The sequence below is a fragment of the Pseudomonas sp. 8Z genome (assembly GCF_902506535.1).
Taxonomy (GTDB): Bacteria; Pseudomonadota; Gammaproteobacteria; order Pseudomonadales; family Pseudomonadaceae; genus Aquipseudomonas.
The window spans coordinates 1453465-1469328 of sequence record NZ_LR733827.1 but is presented as its reverse complement, the minus strand read 5'-3'; the positions used below and the strand labels follow the sequence as shown (position 1 = coordinate 1469328).

At 59.9% G+C, this 15864-nt stretch carries 14 protein-coding genes; 2 read left to right on the top strand and 12 right to left on the bottom strand.

The features are described from left to right. Positions 1-9: 9 nt before the first annotated feature. The 10 genes from AERO9A_RS19660 to AERO9A_RS19615 all read right to left on the bottom strand — a co-directional run bounded on the left by AERO9A_RS19660 (position 10) and on the right by AERO9A_RS19615 (position 11670). Positions 10-1305, bottom strand: a complete 1296-nt coding sequence (locus AERO9A_RS19660; protein WP_306109807.1) for a diguanylate cyclase — start codon at positions 1303-1305, stop codon at positions 10-12. A gap of 20 nt (positions 1306-1325) precedes the next feature. Next, positions 1326-2072: an ABC transporter substrate-binding protein gene (locus AERO9A_RS19655; RefSeq protein WP_159973592.1), complete on the bottom strand. Its 747-nt coding sequence runs from the start codon at positions 2070-2072 to the stop codon at positions 1326-1328. A 98-nt stretch (positions 2073-2170) separates the two neighbouring features. Next, positions 2171-3118 (bottom strand): adenosine deaminase, encoded by a 948-nt coding sequence (locus AERO9A_RS19650; RefSeq protein WP_159973591.1) that lies wholly within the window; start codon positions 3116-3118, stop codon positions 2171-2173. Between the two features lie 175 nt (positions 3119-3293). Next, positions 3294-4259 (bottom strand): 2-oxoglutarate and iron-dependent oxygenase domain-containing protein, encoded by a 966-nt coding sequence (locus AERO9A_RS19645; protein ID WP_159973590.1) that lies wholly within the window; start codon positions 4257-4259, stop codon positions 3294-3296. A gap of 177 nt (positions 4260-4436) precedes the next feature. Further along, complete coding sequence (locus AERO9A_RS19640) at positions 4437-5519, bottom strand: BMP family ABC transporter substrate-binding protein (protein WP_159973589.1); 1083 nt, start codon at positions 5517-5519, stop codon at positions 4437-4439. A gap of 310 nt (positions 5520-5829) precedes the next feature. Further along, positions 5830-7185 (bottom strand): 8-oxoguanine deaminase, encoded by a 1356-nt coding sequence (locus AERO9A_RS19635; protein ID WP_159973588.1) that lies wholly within the window; start codon positions 7183-7185, stop codon positions 5830-5832. Positions 7186-7400: 215 nt separating this feature from the next. Then, positions 7401-7850 carry a transposase gene (locus tag AERO9A_RS19630; RefSeq protein ID WP_159973587.1) on the bottom strand — a complete coding sequence of 150 codons (450 nt, stop codon included), beginning with the start codon at positions 7848-7850 and terminating at the stop codon, positions 7401-7403. A gap of 144 nt (positions 7851-7994) precedes the next feature. After that, on the bottom strand, positions 7995-8921 hold the full coding sequence (locus AERO9A_RS19625; protein WP_159973586.1) for an ABC transporter permease: 927 nt from the start codon (positions 8919-8921) through the stop codon (positions 7995-7997). A 93-nt stretch (positions 8922-9014) separates the two neighbouring features. After that, a complete protein-coding gene (locus AERO9A_RS19620; RefSeq protein WP_159973585.1) occupies positions 9015-10112 on the bottom strand; it encodes an ABC transporter permease in 1098 nt (365 codons plus the stop codon). A 10-nt stretch (positions 10113-10122) separates the two neighbouring features. Continuing rightward, the gene (locus AERO9A_RS19615; protein ID WP_159973584.1) at positions 10123-11670 is read right to left on the bottom strand and encodes an ABC transporter ATP-binding protein; all 1548 of its coding nucleotides are present in this window, start codon (positions 11668-11670) and stop codon (positions 10123-10125) included. A gap of 787 nt (positions 11671-12457) precedes the next feature. Here AERO9A_RS19615 and AERO9A_RS19610 point away from each other — a divergent pair. Together AERO9A_RS19610 and AERO9A_RS19605 are read left to right on the top strand one after the other, a co-directional pair. Next, positions 12458-12745, top strand: a complete 288-nt coding sequence (locus AERO9A_RS19610) for a hypothetical protein (RefSeq protein ID WP_159973583.1) — start codon at positions 12458-12460, stop codon at positions 12743-12745. A gap of 560 nt (positions 12746-13305) precedes the next feature. Continuing rightward, a complete protein-coding gene (locus AERO9A_RS19605) occupies positions 13306-14196 on the top strand; it encodes a hypothetical protein (protein WP_159973582.1) in 891 nt (296 codons plus the stop codon). A gap of 313 nt (positions 14197-14509) precedes the next feature. Here AERO9A_RS19605 and AERO9A_RS19600 read toward each other — a convergent pair whose 3' ends face one another. Continuing rightward, positions 14510-14920, bottom strand: a complete 411-nt coding sequence (locus tag AERO9A_RS19600) for a hypothetical protein (RefSeq protein WP_159973581.1) — start codon at positions 14918-14920, stop codon at positions 14510-14512. Positions 14921-14968: 48 nt separating this feature from the next. Next, positions 14969-15862 carry an alpha/beta hydrolase gene (locus tag AERO9A_RS19595; RefSeq protein ID WP_159973580.1) on the bottom strand — a complete coding sequence of 298 codons (894 nt, stop codon included), beginning with the start codon at positions 15860-15862 and terminating at the stop codon, positions 14969-14971. Positions 15863-15864: the final 2 nt, after the last annotated feature.

Genomic DNA, 15864 nt, shown 5'->3' with positions numbered 1-15864 from the left:
CCTCCTTGGTCAGAAGTAGATGATGCGGTTGCGGCCCAGGCGCTTGGCCCGGTAGAGGGCGTCATCGGCGCGCTGCATGAGCGCTTCGAAGTCATCCGGTTCGTCTTCGAGCTGGGCGATGCCGATGCTCATGGTCACCTGAGATGCGGTTTCGGAGGCGCGGTGGCTGATGTTCAGGGCGCGCAGCGCCTCCTGTAGGCGTTGAGCACTCTCCAGTGCCTGTTCGGCGGTGATGCCAGGCAGCAGGATGGCAAATTCTTCACCGCCCAGACGGGTGACCAGCTCACCACTGCGATTGAACAGGCTGCTGAGCAGATCGGCGATCTGGCACAGGCAACGATCCCCCGCGCCATGGCCGTAGGTGTCGTTGTAGAGCTTGAAGTGGTCGACGTCACACATCATGACCGCCAGCGGCTGGCTCTGGCGGCGGGCGCGGCGCAACTCCAACTCCTTGGTTTCGTCGAAATGACGACGGTTGGCTAGGCCGGTCAGCGGGTCGCGGCGATTGAGGTCGTTCAGGCGTTCGTTGGCGGCGCGCAGCTCGGCGGTGCGCTCCTCGACCTGCTCGGCGAGGCTGTCGCGGTGCGCGGCCAGCGCCTGTTCGGCGTGATTCTGCCGTTCCAGGTAGGTGGCGAGCTTGTCCTGCAGCGCGTTGATCCCGCTCTCCAGCATGTTCAACTCATCTTCATGGCGGGGTGAGCGCAGCAGCCGCAGGTGCTTGGTCAGCGTGGTGGGCGACACTTGGCTCAGGTGTTGGGCGATATGACGGACATGCACGGTGACCGAGCGATTGAACAGCCACATGATCAGCCCGGCGATCATCAGGCTCTGCAGCACCTGGGCCAGCAGAATCGACGCGACATCGTCGATCAATTCTTGCCACAGCCGCGACTCACGCCCCACCAGGCGCAGCTCGCCGATGTGTTCCTGGGCGCCGGGGTAGGGCTCGTAGGTCAGTAACTGGCGCAGCTCAGGGGCATGGGTGTTGGCTTCATAGCCCGGTGCTCGATAGTGGATGATTTCAGCTTTACGCCCCTCGCGCAGGATGCGTAATTCGATCAGACCCACGGCTTCTGCTTGGGTCACGCTGTCGAGTTGGGTTTGCAGCGTGTCGCGATCCATTTCCCAGACCGCCTTGGACAGCGTGGCGCTCAGTACCTGATCGATCAATTGCAGCTCGCTACGCATGTTGTCCAGGTTGCTGTTCCAGGCCAGGTAAGTGCGTAGCGAAGTACTGATCAGGATAAACAGCACGCAAAACAACAGCGTTGCCAGTACCAGGCGTCGGCCCAATGAGTGTTGCACCGGAGCCGCTTGCCTGGCGTTTATTGCCATTTTGCGTAGATCGCTTGAAGTTTGCCGTTGGCACGAGCCTTTTCCAGGCCTTGGCGGAAGCGCGAGATGGTCTCGGCGCTGGTATTGCGGCTGAAGGCCATGTTCAGTCCGCTGCCCCCGAGGTTATCGAGGTCAAGCACTGGGTATAGTGTCTGCGCGGGATTCTGCCCCACTTGTCGGACGATATAGTTGGCGTTGGTTTCATTGACGATCCATAGATCGACCCGGCCCATGAGCAGTTTTTCGTAGTTGAGGTCGTAGCGGTTGCTCGACTGCAGGTTCTTGCCGATTTCGAAGCCGTGATCAAGCAGGAACTGTTCGGCGACATCGTCCTTGACCGTGGCGATCTGGTAGTGGCGCGCCTCGTCAAGGCTGTTCAGGCGCAGGTTCGGATTGAGGCTGTAAAGCTTCCAGTTGCCTGCCGCGATGGGTTCTACCCAGGTGAACAGGGCTTCGCGCGCTGGCGTGCGGGCGATGGAGTAGATCAGCACGTTGTGGCCGTTGAGCGCGGTGTCATAGGCACGCGCCCAGGGCATCACCTGAATGTGGGTGCTCTCGCCGATTTCATCGAGCACGGCTTGCACCAATTCGGTCGCCATGCCGCCTAGCTTGCCGTTGACGGTCATGCTGTAGGGCGGTAGCTCTTCGGTCACGATGCGCAGTGGCTCAGAGCCATACAGTGGCCAAGGCAGTAGAAATAAGCAGAAGAGGGTGCGGCGTAAGAAGGCTGAGTACATGCAGCAGCTCGGCGGTGGCAGGTAACGGTTATTTCGTATTCCTAGCCAGTATTGTGCCACCGCCTTGCGCGCCTGTAATTACCGGAATGATTGCAGGGTCATACCAGGCGGGCGTCCAGGCTGTTCTGTGCCAGGCGCTTGGCCTGTGCTTCGGTCATGCCCAGGTGCTGGTGCAGGGCTTCGAAGTTCTCGCCGACGTAGCCGCCGAAGTAGGCCGGGTCATCCGAGTTCACCGTCACCTTCACGCCGCGTTCGAGCATTTCGAGGATGTTGTGCTGGCCCATGTGCTCGAACACGCACAGCTTGATGTTGGACAGCGGGCAGACGGTCAGCGGGATCTGTTCGTCGATGATGCGCTGCATCAGGCGCTCGTCCTCGATGGCGCGCACACCGTGGTCGATGCGCTTGATCTTGAGCAGATCCAGCGCTTCCCAGATGTACTCGGGCGGGCCTTCTTCGCCGGCATGTGCCACCGCGTGCAGGCCTTCGCTGCGCGCCTTGGCGAACACGCGCTCGAACAGGCGAGGCGGGAAGCCCTTTTCCGAGCTGTCGAGGCCGACGCCGATAAAGGAATCACGGAACGGCATGGCCTGTTCCAGGGTCTTGAACGCCTCTTCTTCGGGCAGGTGACGCAGGAAGCTGAGGATCAGGCCGTGGCTGATGCCCAGTTGTTTCTCGCCGTCACGCAGCGCCTGCTGGATGCCGCGCAGCACCACTTCGAAGGCAATGCCACGGTCGGTGTGGGTCTGTGGGTCGAAGAAGGGCTCGACATGGATGACGTTCTGCGCCTTGCAGCGTTGCAGGTAGGCCCAGGTCAGGTCGTAGAAATCCTGCTCGGTGCGCAGCACATCCGCACCTTGGTAATAAAGGTCGAGGAATTCCTGCAGATTGTTGAAGGCATAGGCGTTGCGCAGCGCTTCGACGTCGTTCCAGGGCAGGGCGATCTGGTTGCGTTCGGCCAGGGCGAACAGCAGTTCGGGCTCCAGCGAGCCCTCCAGGTGCAGGTGCAGTTCGGCCTTGGGCAAGGCGTTGAGCCATTCGGACATGGTTCGGTTCTCGTTATCAGGCTTGGAGATCGGCAAAGTCTAACCGCTCGGACAGGATCGTGCTGCGCCAGCGTGGCCGCCGTGTAGGGTGGACAGCGCTTTTCATGTCCACCGATGTGCAGGCTCCGATGCTGAAACGGTGGATGAAAAGAGCGTCATCCACCCTACGCGGCAATCAACCCTGTGCCTCTTCACGCCGATAGGCATAGGTGTCGGCGAAGCGCGACAGCAGGTACTCGGCGCTGGTTACCGGTGTGTACTTGGCCGGGTTATCCGCGCTGGAGCAGTTCGGCAGGCAGTCGATTAGCGTGTCCGGGTGCGGCTCGGCGAAGAACGGCATGGAGTAGCGATCCACCCCCAGCGGGCTGATCACGCGGTGCGGCGTTGAGGTGTAACGGTCATTGCTCCAGCGCGCCATCATGTCGCCGATGTTGACCACGAAGCTGCCGGCAATCGGTGGCGCGTCGATCCACTCGCCACTGCGCGCGCGCACCTGCAGGCCGCCAGCTTGATCCTGATAGAGCAGGGTGACGCAGCCGTAGTCGGTGTGCGCGCCAGCGCCTTGCTGCTCGGCGCTGCTGGCGGTGTCGCGCGGCGGATAGTGGATCATGCGCAGCACGCTGATCGGCTCATGAAAGCGTGCGTCGAAGAAGTCGTGCTCGATGTCCAGCGCCATGGCCATGGCGCGCAGCAGGGTTTTGGCCAGCTCCTGCATGTCGGTGTAATGCTGCTCCATCAGCGCGGCCCAGCCGAGCATGTCCGGGTGGCGATTGGGCCCGCGCAACGGTTTGCCGGTCAGCACTTCGGGGTGCTCGGCGGGCATGTGGAAACCCATGTCGAAGGTTTCCTTCAGGTCGCTCGGCTTGCTCGGGTCGAGCTGCTCGGTGGCAATCGCCCCGTAACCGCGATGGTGAGCGGTCTGGGTGATATCGATTTTGAGCTTTTCCTCGGTGGGCAGGGCGAAGAAGGTTTTCGCGGCGCTGAGCAGGGCATCGATGCGCTCATCACTGATGGGGTGGCCGACGATATAGAAAAAGCCCCAGGTGCGGCAGGCGTTGTCGATCTGCTCGGCTACGGCGGGCCAGGCCGAAGCGTCGTTACTGTAGAGCGGGGCGATATCGATGATGGGTAGGCTGTTCATAAAAGCTCCGGGGTGTTGCTGCGAGTCTTCTCGTACCCTGGGCAGCGAAAAAGGACGTTTCTGCTGAAACGTCCCCTTGATGCGGTTCTGCCAATGGCAGGGACGGCATCGGTATTGGCTCGGTGGCGGGTTGCACCCGCCCTACGGGCTGTAGGGCGGGTGCAACCCGCCAACCATTTACTTCGGCATTTCGGCCTTCACGTTTTCCACGTAGTAGTTCATCGCAGCCAGCTCGGCGTTGGTTGCGCTCACGCCGTCGGCGATACGCACCGCGCCGCTCTGATCCTTGATCGGGCCGGTGAAGGGGTGGAGCTTGCCGCTGCGAATGTCGGCGATGAGCTGCTCGGCTTCACTCTTCACGTCAGCCGGTACCAGATCGCTGATCGGCAGTTCGATGGTGTCTTCGGCCAGGCCGCCCCAGAAATCCTGCGGCTTCCAGGTGCCGTCGAGCACCGCCTGGGTGGACTTGATGTAGTGCGGGCCCCAGTCGTTGACGATGGAGGTGAGCACGGCCTTCGGCCCGAAGTGGGCCATGTCCGAGGCGTAGCCTACGGCGTAGATACCGCGGCGCTCGGCGGTCTGGATCGGCGCCGGGCTGTCGGTGTGCTGGAACATTACGTCCACGCCCTGATCGATCAGCGCGTTGGCGGCGTCGGATTCCTTGCCCGGATCGAACCAGGTGTTGACCCACACCACCTTGATCTCGGTGCCGGGGTTGTACTTGTCCAGCGCCAGTTGGATGGCGTTGATGTCGCGGATCACCTCGGGGATCGGAAAGGAGGCGATGTAACCGACCTTCTTGGTCTTGGTCATCTTCGCCGCGAGGAAGCCGCCGACGTAGCGGCCTTCATAGGAACGCGACAGGTAGGTGCCGACGTTCTTGTCCTGCTTGTAGCCGGTGGCGTGCTCGAAGGTCACCTTGGGGAACTGCTTGGCCACCTTGATCGTCGGGTTCATGTAACCGAAGGAGGTAGTGAAGATCAGGTCATAGCCGCCCTTGGCCATGTTGCGAATTACGCGCTCGGCGTCGGCGCCTTCGGGTACGTTTTCCACGTAGCTGGTGGAGACTTTGTCGCCCATTTCCTTCATCAGCATTTGGCGGCCCTGTTCGTGCTGATAAGTCCAGCCGTGATCGCCGATGGGGCCGATGTAGACGAAGCCGACTTTCAGCGGATCAGCGGCGGAGGCGCTGAGCATGGCGCCGAAGCCCAGGGCGGCGACAAGGGTGCGCAGCAGCGGTTTCTTGCTCTTCTCGAACATGGTCGGTGGAACTCCAGTCTTGTGTTTGGGGTAGTTGTTGGTTGGCTGATCCCATGACTGCAAAAAGCTGACCAACAGGACAGATAGGCGTGCTGCTGCCGTTCTGCCCAGTGGCCTTGCTCGATGCTGGAGCTGGATTGGTGCGTGGTGTTGTGGCGTGCCATGTTGTGGTGCGTAGGTGCTCGCGGATGACGGTCGCGGCTAAAACCCCTCCTACAAGAACAGCACCAACGGGTTGATGGGCTTTTGTGGGAGGGGCTTTAGCCGCGATAGCTGTGACTCAGGCGGTGGCCTGGGCACTCAACCGCTGTCAGCCCGCGATCAGCTCACGCGCCGCCTGACGGTGATCGGCGATCAGCTTTGCCACATCCAGCCCCTCGATCTGCCCGTCGATAACGCGCCAGGTGCCGCCAATCATCATCCGGTCGGCACGATCGGCAGCGCACAGCAGCAGCGCGGCGATGGGATCGTGGCTGCCGGAGAAACGCAGCTCATCGAGCTTGAACAGCGCCAGGTCGGCCTGCTTGCCCACCGCCAGCTCGCCGATATCGCGGCGCCCCAGCAGCTTCGCCGAACCCCGCGTGGCCCAGCCGAGCACGCGTTGCGGGGTGATCGCCTCGGCGCCGTAGCGCAGGCGCTGGATATACAGCGCCTGGCGCGCTTCGAGGATCATGTTCGAGGCATCGTTGGAGGCCGAGCCGTCGACGCCCAGGCCCAGCGGCGCGCCAGCGGCTTCCAGCTCGACACTGGGGCAGATGCCCGACGCCAGACGCATGTTCGAGCTGGGGCAATGGCAGATGCCGGTGCCGGCAGCGCCCAGGCGGGTGATTTCATCGGGGTTGAAATGAATGCCATGGGCCAGCCAGGTGCGCGGGCCGAGCCAGCCAACGTTGTCCAGATAATCCACGGTGCGTAGGCCAAAGCGCTGCAGGCAGAAGTCCTCTTCATCGAGGGTTTCGGCCAGGTGAGTGTGCAGGCGCACGTCCAGCGCTTCGGCCAGTTCGGCGCTGGCGCGCATGATTTCCTGCGTCACCGAGAAGGGCGAGCAGGGCGCCAGGGCAATCTGGATCTGCGCGCCTTCGCCGCGTTGGTGGTACTGCTCGATCAGGCGCTGGCTGTCTGCCAGAATCACCTCGCCCTGCTGCACCGTTTGCTGCGGCGGCAGGCCGCCGTCGGCTTCGCCCAGGCTCATCGAACCGCGAGTGAGCATGGCGCGCATGCCCAGCTCGCGTACCGCCTCGACCTGCACGTCGATGGCATGCTCCAGGCCGCCGGGGAACAGGTAATGGTGATCGGCGGCGGTGCTGCAGCCGGACAGCAGCAGCTCGGCCAGCGCCACCTTGCTGGCCAGCGCCAGTTTTTCGGGGGTGAGGCGTGCCCAGACCGGGTAAAGCGTTTTCAGCCAGGGGAACAGCGGCTGGTTGACCACCGGCGCCCAGGCGCGGGTGAGGGTCTGGTAGAAGTGATGATGGGTGTTGATCAGGCCCGGCATCACCACGTGCTCGCGGGCATCGAACACTTGCTGGCAGGGCGCGGCAGGTTGCTGGCCGGCACCGAGCACTTCGGTGATGCGGCCATCCTCGATCACCAGGCCGCCGCAAGCGTCCAGGTCGTTGGCGGTGAAGATGGCGAGGGGATTCTTGATCCAGATGCGGGTAGCTGCCATGAGCAGGCTCCTCTGAGGTTGATGTCAGGTAAGCCAGCTCAGTGTTGACCCTGTCTGCTGATCCAGGAGCGTCGGAGTCCGACGTGTTGGGGAAGGTAGCTGACTCTGAAATCAGGAGCAATAAAACTGTCGCGGCTAAAGCCCCTCCCACGGTGTTATGTGACGCCGTGGCATCGGCTTTTGTGGGAGGGGCTTCAGCCGCGACCCTCCCAACCTCAGAGCCACACCGAATCCCACAATGGATAATCGCCAACCCGGCAGACCAGACCTGCCCTCAAGGGATTAGCGACGATGTAACGCGCGGCAGGTAGAACATCTTCTTCGTGGCGCAGCGCACGGTCATGAAAACCATCCTGCCAGAGCTTTCCCTGATGGCCGACCAACGCGTTGATTCGCTTGGCGCTGCGCCCCTTGATGCGCCGCATCAGGTTGCTGATCGAGCCTTGTTGCAAGGCGACCAGCCAGTGCAGGTGATCCGGCATGAGCACCCAGGCTAGTGAATCAGCAAGGCCGTCTTGCTGGGTGGCTTTGAGTTCGGCAACGACCAGGCGGGCAAGCGCGAAGTCCGTGAACAGTGTTTTACGGCCTTCTGTCGTTGCGGTGAGTAGGTAGATACGCTGCGGCTCCGAGAAACGGCCGACACGCAAGCTGGATGAGTGGGGCATTCCTTTGCCTACCGATCAGGGTGTGACAAAGGTATAGCCGAAAAAAGCTTGTCGCGGCTGAAGCCCCTCCCACAGAAGCCCGCCCACGGGGGGCGTGTGGCACTGTGGGAGGGGCTTCAGCCGCGACTAATTAACTGCTAAGCCTCAATGCCCCGGCTGCCACGGCTGGCCCAGCGACACCGGCGCATACAGCCGGGTCTTGATCGCATCACGCGAGAGCAGCACCAGCACCACGATGGTGGCTACATACGGCAGCATGGCCAGCAGGTTGGAGGGGATCGACAGGCCGATGCCCTGCGCCACCAGGTGGAGGATGCTGGCCAGGCCGAACAGGTAGGCACCGAGCAGCACACGGAATACGCGCCAACTGGCGAACACCACCAGCGCCAGGGCGATCCAGCCGCGGCCGGCGGTCATGTTTTCCGCCCACATCGGCGTATAGGCCAGCGACAGGTATCCGCCCGCCAAACCGGCCATGGCGCCGCCGAACAGCACCGCCAGGGTACGCACGCGCAGCACCGGCAGGCCCATGGCGCTGGCGGCGTCCGGGTTTTCGCCAACGGCCTGGATGATCAGGCCGATGCGGCTTTTCAGCAGCACCCAGGCCACCAGGGCGAACAGGGCGAAAGACAGGTAGATCAGCACGTCCTGGGCGAACAGCATGCGCCCGATCAGCGGGATATCGGACAGCAGCGGGATGACGATGGGCTCGAAGCCGGTCAGCGGCTTGCCGACCCAGGCGGCGCCGACGAAGGTGGACAAACCCACGCCGAAGATGGTCAGCGCCAGGCCGGTGGCCACCTGATTGGCATTGAAGCCCAGCGCCACGGCGGCGAACAACAGCGACAGCAGCATGCCGGCGGCAATCGCCAGCAGCACGCCCAGCCACAGGCTGCCGGTGCTGAAGGCGACGATAAAACCGATCACCGCGCCGAACAGCATCATGCCTTCCTGGCCGAGGTTGAGTACGCCGCTCTTCTCGCACACCAGCTCGCCCAGGGCCACCAGCAACAGCGGGGTGCCGGTGCGGGCCATGGCGTAGAGGATATTGCTTAACAGGTCGAGATCCATGGGGATTCCTTTGCATTCATGCGCTTTGTGGGAGGCGCTTCAGGCGAGCTTTTGTCGCGGCTACAGCGGAATGCCGCCCAGTCACTCCCACAGTCAGGTGGTCGCTCCAGCGAGGCGCTCGCGCTTCGCCCATTTCCACTTCAGCCGTGGCCGATAGAGGATCAGCACGTCGCAGGCCAGCAGGTAGAACAGCATCATCCCCTGGAACAGTTGGGTGATCGCCTGCGGCAGATTGAGCGTCATCTGCGCGTTCTCGCCGCCCAGGTAGAGCAGCGCCATCAGCAGGCTGGCGGCGACAATGCCGAGCGGATTGAGGCGGCCAAGAAAGGCCACGGTGATCGCCGCATAGCCGTAGCCGGGCGACACCTGCGGCACCAGTTGACCAATCGGCCCGGCCACTTCGCCCACACCCGCCAGCCCGGCCAGCGCGCCGCTGACCAGCAGGGCGAACCACACCAGGCGCTTCTCGCGAAAACCAACGAAACCAGCGGCGCGGCTGTCCAGGCCCAACACCTTGATCTGGAAGCCGAGAAAGCTCTTGTGCAGCAGCACCCACACCGCCACCAGGGCCAGCAGCGCCAGGTACAGACCGCCGTGCAGGCGCCCGTCCTCGCTGACCAGTGGCAGGCGGCTGGCATCGCCGAACATCGCCGACTCGGGGAAGTTGAATCCGGCTGGATCCTTCAGTGGGCCATGCACGAAGAACAGCAGCAGGTTCAGCGCGATGTAGTTGAGCATGATGCTGGTGAGAATTTCGTTGGCGTTGAACTGCGTGCGCAGCCAGGCGGTGAGCCCGGCCCAGGCGGCACCGGCAGCGGTGCCAGCCAGCACGACCCAGGCCAACGCCCAACGGCTTTCCCAGTCGATCAGTTGCAGGGCCATGGCGCTGCCTGCCAGCGCGCCGATCAGCAACTGGCCTTCAGCGCCAATGTTCCAGATACGCGCCTGATAAGCCACCGCCAGGCCCAGGGCGCAGAGCAGAATCGGCAGCGCCTTGACTAGCAGTTCGGACACACCGTACCAGTCGCTGACCGGGGCGATCAGCAGGGTGTGCAGGGTTTCCAGCGGGTCATGGCCGAGCAGGGTGAACAGCAGCATGCCGCTCACCAGCGTCAGCACGGCGGCGAGCAGCGGCGACAGCCAGAGCATGGGGCGCGACTCCTGGCCGCGCGGTTCCAGGGATAACAGCATGACGGCTCCGTCAGCAGGCCGCAGCAGCGGCGGGTTGATCAAATTCACCGGCCATCCAGCGGCCGACTTCCACGGTATTGACCTGCGCGGTCGCAGCCAGCGGCGACAGCTTGCCGCTGCACAGTGCACCGATGCGATCGCTGATCTGCAGCAACTCATCGAGGTCTTCGGAAATCACCAGAATCGCCGCCCCGGCATCGCGCAGGGCGATCAGCGCACGGTGGATGGCGGCAGCGGCGCCGACATCCACGCCCCAGGTCGGGTGCGCGGCCACCAACAGCTTCGGGTTTTGCAGAATCTCGCGGCCCAGGATGAATTTCTGCAGATTGCCGCCGGATAGGCTGCGCGCGGCGGTGTCGGCATCCGGCGTCTTTACCGCGAAGCGGCGAATGATCTCCTCCGCCAGCGCCCGCACCTTGCTGCGCTGCACCAGCCCGCCCTTGACCAGACCCTGGCCGAAGGCCGTGAGCAGAGCGTTGTCCACCAGGCTCATCTCCGGCACTGCGCCATGGCCAAGGCGTTCGGCGGGCACGAAGGCCAGGCCCAGCCCACGGCGTGCATCCGGGTGCAGATTGGCCACGGGCGCGGCATCCAGGCTGATGCGCTCGCGTTCGCCTCGCGGCAGGCGGGTTTCGCCGCTGAGCAGGGCGAGCAGTTCGTCCTGACCATTACCGGCCACGCCCGCGATGCCGACGATCTCGCCACTGCGCACCTCCAGGCGAATGCGCTCCAGCGAGCAGCCGAATGGGTCGGGGTTGTGCCAACTCAGATCATCCACACGCAGGCGCGCTAGGCCGCCGCTGACTTTCGGATACGTGCTTTCCAGGCCCTCGGCATCGCCGACCATCAACCGCGCCAGCTCCAAGTCCGAACATTCGGCTGGCACACAATGGCCAGACACCCGCCCGCCGCGCAGCACCGTAGCGCTCTGGCACAGCGCGCGCACCTCGCCCAGCTTGTGGCTGATAAACAGAATGCTGCAGCCCTCGGCAGCCAGGCGGCGCAGGGTGACGAACAGCTCGTCGGCCTCCTGCGGGGTGAGCACCGAAGTGGGCTCATCGAGGATCAAGAGTTTGATGTCCTGCATCAGACAACGGACGATCTCCACCCGCTGGCGTTCGCCGATGGACAGGCTGTGCACTAGCCGCGTCGGCTCCAGCGCCATGCCGTAGCGCTGCGACACCTCACGAATCCTCGGCTCCAACTGCTTCGGCGTTCCGGCGTCTGCGCCCATGGCCAGGGCGATGTTCTCGGCCACGGTCAGCGTCTCGAACAGCGAGAAATGCTGGAACACCATGCCGATGCCCAGGCCGCGCGCCATGGCCGGGTCGCGCATGGCCAACCGCTCGCCCTCCCAGCAGATTTCGCCGCTGCTGGGCTGCGTGACGCCGTAGATAATCTTCATCAGCGTGCTCTTGCCCGCGCCATTCTCGCCCAACAGAGCGCGAATCTCGCCGGGGGCGATGGCCAGATCGATACGGTCATTGGCCAAACAGCCGGGGTACTGCTTGCTGATGGCCGTTAACTGCAAGCGTGGGGAATCGGGTGAGGCAGGCATGGAAAACGCTCATCAAAAGAACTGAGCGGGGCTAAAGCAAAAACCTGGCCATAGAGTCAGAAAATGCACTGCCACGAGGCTCGCCCACGGCCACGAGTGTATTAGTGCCCGCCATTGGTGCGCGCCTCGGCATGTGCAGTGGCGGATGCACCGTATTCGCGCGCTCGCGGCTAAAGCCCCTCCTACAGGCGGGCGCTGCTTTGTAGGAGGGGCTTTAGCCGCGACCCGTAGCCCGGATGCAATCCGGGGTTGCCTGCGTACTGGCCGCAGCGAACCGCAGCCGAATGCCGGTGGCGGCGCATAGGGTTCTTCGGGCCGTAATGCTGGAGCAAAAAGAGGAGGTCAAGCGAATACGCTGGTCTGCCGGGGCATAACGGTAAGTCTATGATCAGGAAAGATTTTTAGCAGCAGGCGAAACGGAGTAGTGCGGAGTTAGATGGAAGGCTCTACTATCGGATTAGTACCGCCTTCCATCTAATCACTGTTATCCATGCAATAGACAGACCGAGTTTAAGGAACCGTAAATGCCAAGGAATCAGGCTGGCGAAAAATCGAAAAAGCAGCTATTACGCAGTATAGACACTCGGCGGAGCTTAACGAAGTTAAGGCGCACGCCGAGTGTCTATACTGCGTTACAACGTGATTTTTTCATTTTTATCCCGCCCGAGTTTTCATTGCATTTACAGCTCTGCTGCGCAGAGCGGAGTGAATTGATGGATAACCAGTCGCTGAAGCGGACGCTCGCCAAAAGCGAGCGAGCGCCGCTTAGCTTCCTACGTTAGCTGCCATGATTGAATTGCCCAAGTATCTATTCGCTCACGTAAGGCATCCGGATGATTTCAGGCCGGAAGTTACGTCGATCGTCCTATTTGGCCTTGCAAGCACAGAAGGGCAAATCTTCTACCTTGAAATAAGGTATATAGACTTTGAAAGAAACATTATAGAAGGCGACCATCTAATGTGGTCACTTGAAGAAGCATACGAATATGCTTTTAGAGACTATGGAATTCGGGAGCTCGATTGGCGTCCTCTAAGCAAAGTAGAAATTGAAAAAATAGAAAGCGGCATTGGTTAGCAGCTAACAATGCGCTCAAATCGTTCGCTCCGCTCACTGGGACTGGCTAAAGCCAGCCCCTTAGCTTAATCGTTATGAGTAAGTAATGGATCAAGAGCATTTCGATTACATTTGGGAGAATTTTAGGTACTTATTGGAGCCAAGTACAGGCTATTCTAGGCACCTTCGCGCAGCTCTTTTTCCAGTTAATCCAGAATGGCCAGATGCAGGAGAAGTTGAAAGCTTAAAGTCACAATATTCAAGAGAGTATTTGATTAAGACTTTTCAGGAGATTGAGCACAATAAAAACAAATATATAAGTCGTGTTTACTCTGAAATCGAAAAGGATGTCTATTTCAACTATTGCCCTAGTTGCAAGTCGCTGGCTGTATCTCCTAAGTCCGAGCGTTGCTTAAAATGTAAGCACGAGTGGTATGGTACAAATGAATATCGAAAAAACTCATAACAAATGGCTCATGTGCGAACTTCGTTCCGTTGGCCTTTATTTGTGTTGGTTAACACAAATAAAGGCCAACTACACTACGTCGCCATAGCCAGGCGTTATGTTTCTAGGAGTATCAATGGACGAAGCTAGGTGCGAAGAATTAGGACGGGTAGTCACTAGCGAAGAACTCTACATTATCGACAATGTTAGATCACTTAGCTTTTCATGTGATGAATGCGCCATAGAGCTGCTACCTTGCTCGTTTCTCAAAGATGTAAATCTCCGCAAGCCTTATTTTAAAGCTAGGAAAGCTGTTAATCACAAGCAAGGATGTGACGCTGAAGGTGAGTCAAAAATTCGTTTAAGAGGCGCCATCAAACGGTTAACCTCTTCCGAGGGTTTTCCTTTAGCATATCCAAACCGTTTTAAATTAAGGAAAGACGACCTTGTTGAGCCAGAAGGCGTTATTGAACCTTCGGGCACGAGCACGCGGCGAACCAACAAAACAAACAGGAGGCAAGGAGGCTCAAACAGTAGAAAGCCCAACTATGAGACAACTTCTTTCAAATCAATAGTCAATCAGTATTTTGATTTCCCCCATGATAGAGACCGAGCTTTGGTTTTCGAAGATGTCGTTGGGGGCAGTTATGGCGAAATTTTCAGGGAAATAATAAGTACTCGCGGTCGCCAGAAGTTTTTAATCCAGGGCGACACTCAAAAGGTTTACTACTCCGCGTTGCCTTGGAAACTCTGCCAAGAGGATGGCGACATACTAAAAATTGAGTTGTCTCCTGGTCGGTGGGTTGAGCACGATGGAAAACGAGTTAACGAGAGACCTTACTATCTGGAGATTGACTTTTCGGCTTGGCCTGCACAAAGCAGAACAAAATTTCTGAACGAATACAGAAAGGTCATAGAGCTTGTTCGAGGCACAGACAAAAAAGCGGCCATTGCATTTGTTGGAAAGCAAGATACAAGCGACGATTTCTTTAGGGATGGTCTGAAAAAGACTTCCCGAATCTGTTGAAATACGCTGATCCCGCCAGCCGAGTTTTTCCATGAAGCAGATGACCTTCGCCGACGCCGAGTACGCAGGTAAGCGCAAGCAGACCCGCAAAGAGGTGCTCGTGACGGCCAAAAACGAAGCGCTGAGCGGACAACCTGACCGGTTTTGACTGGTCGGTGCGTTCAAAATCGGCAGAGGTCGAAGTCGGCCGGAAATGTCGGGCTATTTCAGACCATCCCTAGAGAATTTTTGAGCTGGAATGTGGGCGTGAAAAATAGGCATGAGTGTTTCCTCAGTCGTGTTGTTCAGCTAATACGCGGCGACGAATTGGCCTTTAGTTAAAGAAGTCTTGACCGAGTGTTTCTTCAAGTCGCTCTTTCAGGCCCGCCGAGAACTCACGAACGACTGGGAACGGGCTTTGAAAGAGCTTGATATTGTGGACGAGGCCAGACTCATTCCGAGTGATGATGGTGGTGCCTGCGATCGGCTTACCACCGTGGACGGCGTCCCACTCAAGGTAAGTCTTGCCGCCGTCAACCGTCTCGGCAGTGAACACGAAGTCTTCGTACATCGTGCTCGTCGCGGAAAAAAATGCCCCGATGGATGTCGGGCCGATCACGGTCTTGCTTAGGGCTGTAGTCTGAAGGCTGGCGTCAGCAGTGAATGACTTTGCGAAGTCGCTCGTTCCTTTCTTCTTGACGATTTGCATCCATGCTGTTCCCGGTGGGTTGGTATCAGTGCTCATTACCATCTCCTGTCTGATGTCTGCGGTTTTGCAGGGGCCGTGCCCGTGCTATTTATCGAAGTGCCCGATGAGAAACTCGCCGGCTCTTTGGAGTGCGTCATGGGCTTGAGGCAAAGAAGCCGTTTGAATGTGCCAAACGTGCAGCATCTCCGGCCAGACCTCAAGGTGCGACTCGCCGCCGGCTGCGCGCACTTTTCGGTCGATTTCAAGCGCGTCGTCTAGAAGCACCTCGTCGCTCCCGACATGTATAAGCAGGGGAGGAAAACCACGCATGTCGGCGAACAAAGGTGAGATGAGCGGATCCTTCAAATCGTGATTCCTAGCGTAAGCCGCTACCATGTCCCGCATCCCGTTCACGTTGACCATTGGGTCGCGGTGGGCCAACTGAGTCAACGAGGGCAGTGTCAACGTTAAGTCTGCCCACGGGCTAATGAGGAGCGCTGCTCGAGCGTCCTTATGGCCTCTCGAGGCTGCATAGGCCAGGACATTGAGAGCCATACCACCACCACTGGAGTCACCTGTCACAGCGAACGGCTTGCCAAGTAAACGCAGTGCTTCGTAGCCACGGATGGATTCGTCGTAGGACGCCGGAAATGGGTGCTCGGGTGCCTTGGAGTGGTCTAGAACGATGACTTGGGATTTCGCCGCTCGAGACAGCTCTCCGAGCATGCCCAAATGCGACGCAGGAGAGCCGGCCACCCAGCCACCACCATGGAAATGGTAGATGACTCGATCTTTGGATGCGCCGGGAGCCGTGATCGCTACCGCAGCGACGCCACCGAGGTCGGCCGTCTCAACTATTAAGTCAGCCGCCGGAGGGTTTGCTTGTGAAATTGCCTCCATGCCAACGCGGAGCGTCTCGATGGTTTGCACGGGGTGCGCAAAATCGAAGGCGAACATCGCATCACGGAGCTTACGGATTGAAGATGAATCGTAGGTCATGA

Bases quoted from the DNA above. Each gene is read 5' to 3' on its own strand.
- AERO9A_RS19600 (WP_159973581.1), bottom strand. From the start codon at position 14,920: ATGAGCACTGATACCAACCCACCGGGAACAGCATGGATGCAAATCGTC.
- AERO9A_RS19640 (WP_159973589.1), bottom strand. From the start codon at position 5,519: ATGTTCGAGAAGAGCAAGAAACCGCTGCTGCGCACCCTTGTCGCCGCC.
- AERO9A_RS19605 (WP_159973582.1), top strand. From the start codon at position 13,306: ATGGACGAAGCTAGGTGCGAAGAATTAGGACGGGTAGTCACTAGCGAA.
- AERO9A_RS19625 (WP_159973586.1), bottom strand. From the start codon at position 8,921: ATGGATCTCGACCTGTTAAGCAATATCCTCTACGCCATGGCCCGCACC.
- AERO9A_RS19620 (WP_159973585.1), bottom strand. From the start codon at position 10,112: ATGCTGTTATCCCTGGAACCGCGCGGCCAGGAGTCGCGCCCCATGCTC.
- AERO9A_RS19635 (WP_159973588.1), bottom strand. From the start codon at position 7,185: ATGGCAGCTACCCGCATCTGGATCAAGAATCCCCTCGCCATCTTCACC.
- AERO9A_RS19595 (WP_159973580.1), bottom strand. From the start codon at position 15,862: ATGACCTACGATTCATCTTCAATCCGTAAGCTCCGTGATGCGATGTTC.
- AERO9A_RS19650 (WP_159973591.1), bottom strand. From the start codon at position 3,118: ATGTCCGAATGGCTCAACGCCTTGCCCAAGGCCGAACTGCACCTGCAC.
- AERO9A_RS19645 (WP_159973590.1), bottom strand. From the start codon at position 4,259: ATGAACAGCCTACCCATCATCGATATCGCCCCGCTCTACAGTAACGAC.
- AERO9A_RS19630 (WP_159973587.1), bottom strand. From the start codon at position 7,850: ATGCCCCACTCATCCAGCTTGCGTGTCGGCCGTTTCTCGGAGCCGCAG.
- AERO9A_RS19655 (WP_159973592.1), bottom strand. From the start codon at position 2,072: ATGTACTCAGCCTTCTTACGCCGCACCCTCTTCTGCTTATTTCTACTG.
- AERO9A_RS19615 (WP_159973584.1), bottom strand. From the start codon at position 11,670: ATGCCTGCCTCACCCGATTCCCCACGCTTGCAGTTAACGGCCATCAGC.
- AERO9A_RS19610 (WP_159973583.1), top strand. From the start codon at position 12,458: ATGATTGAATTGCCCAAGTATCTATTCGCTCACGTAAGGCATCCGGAT.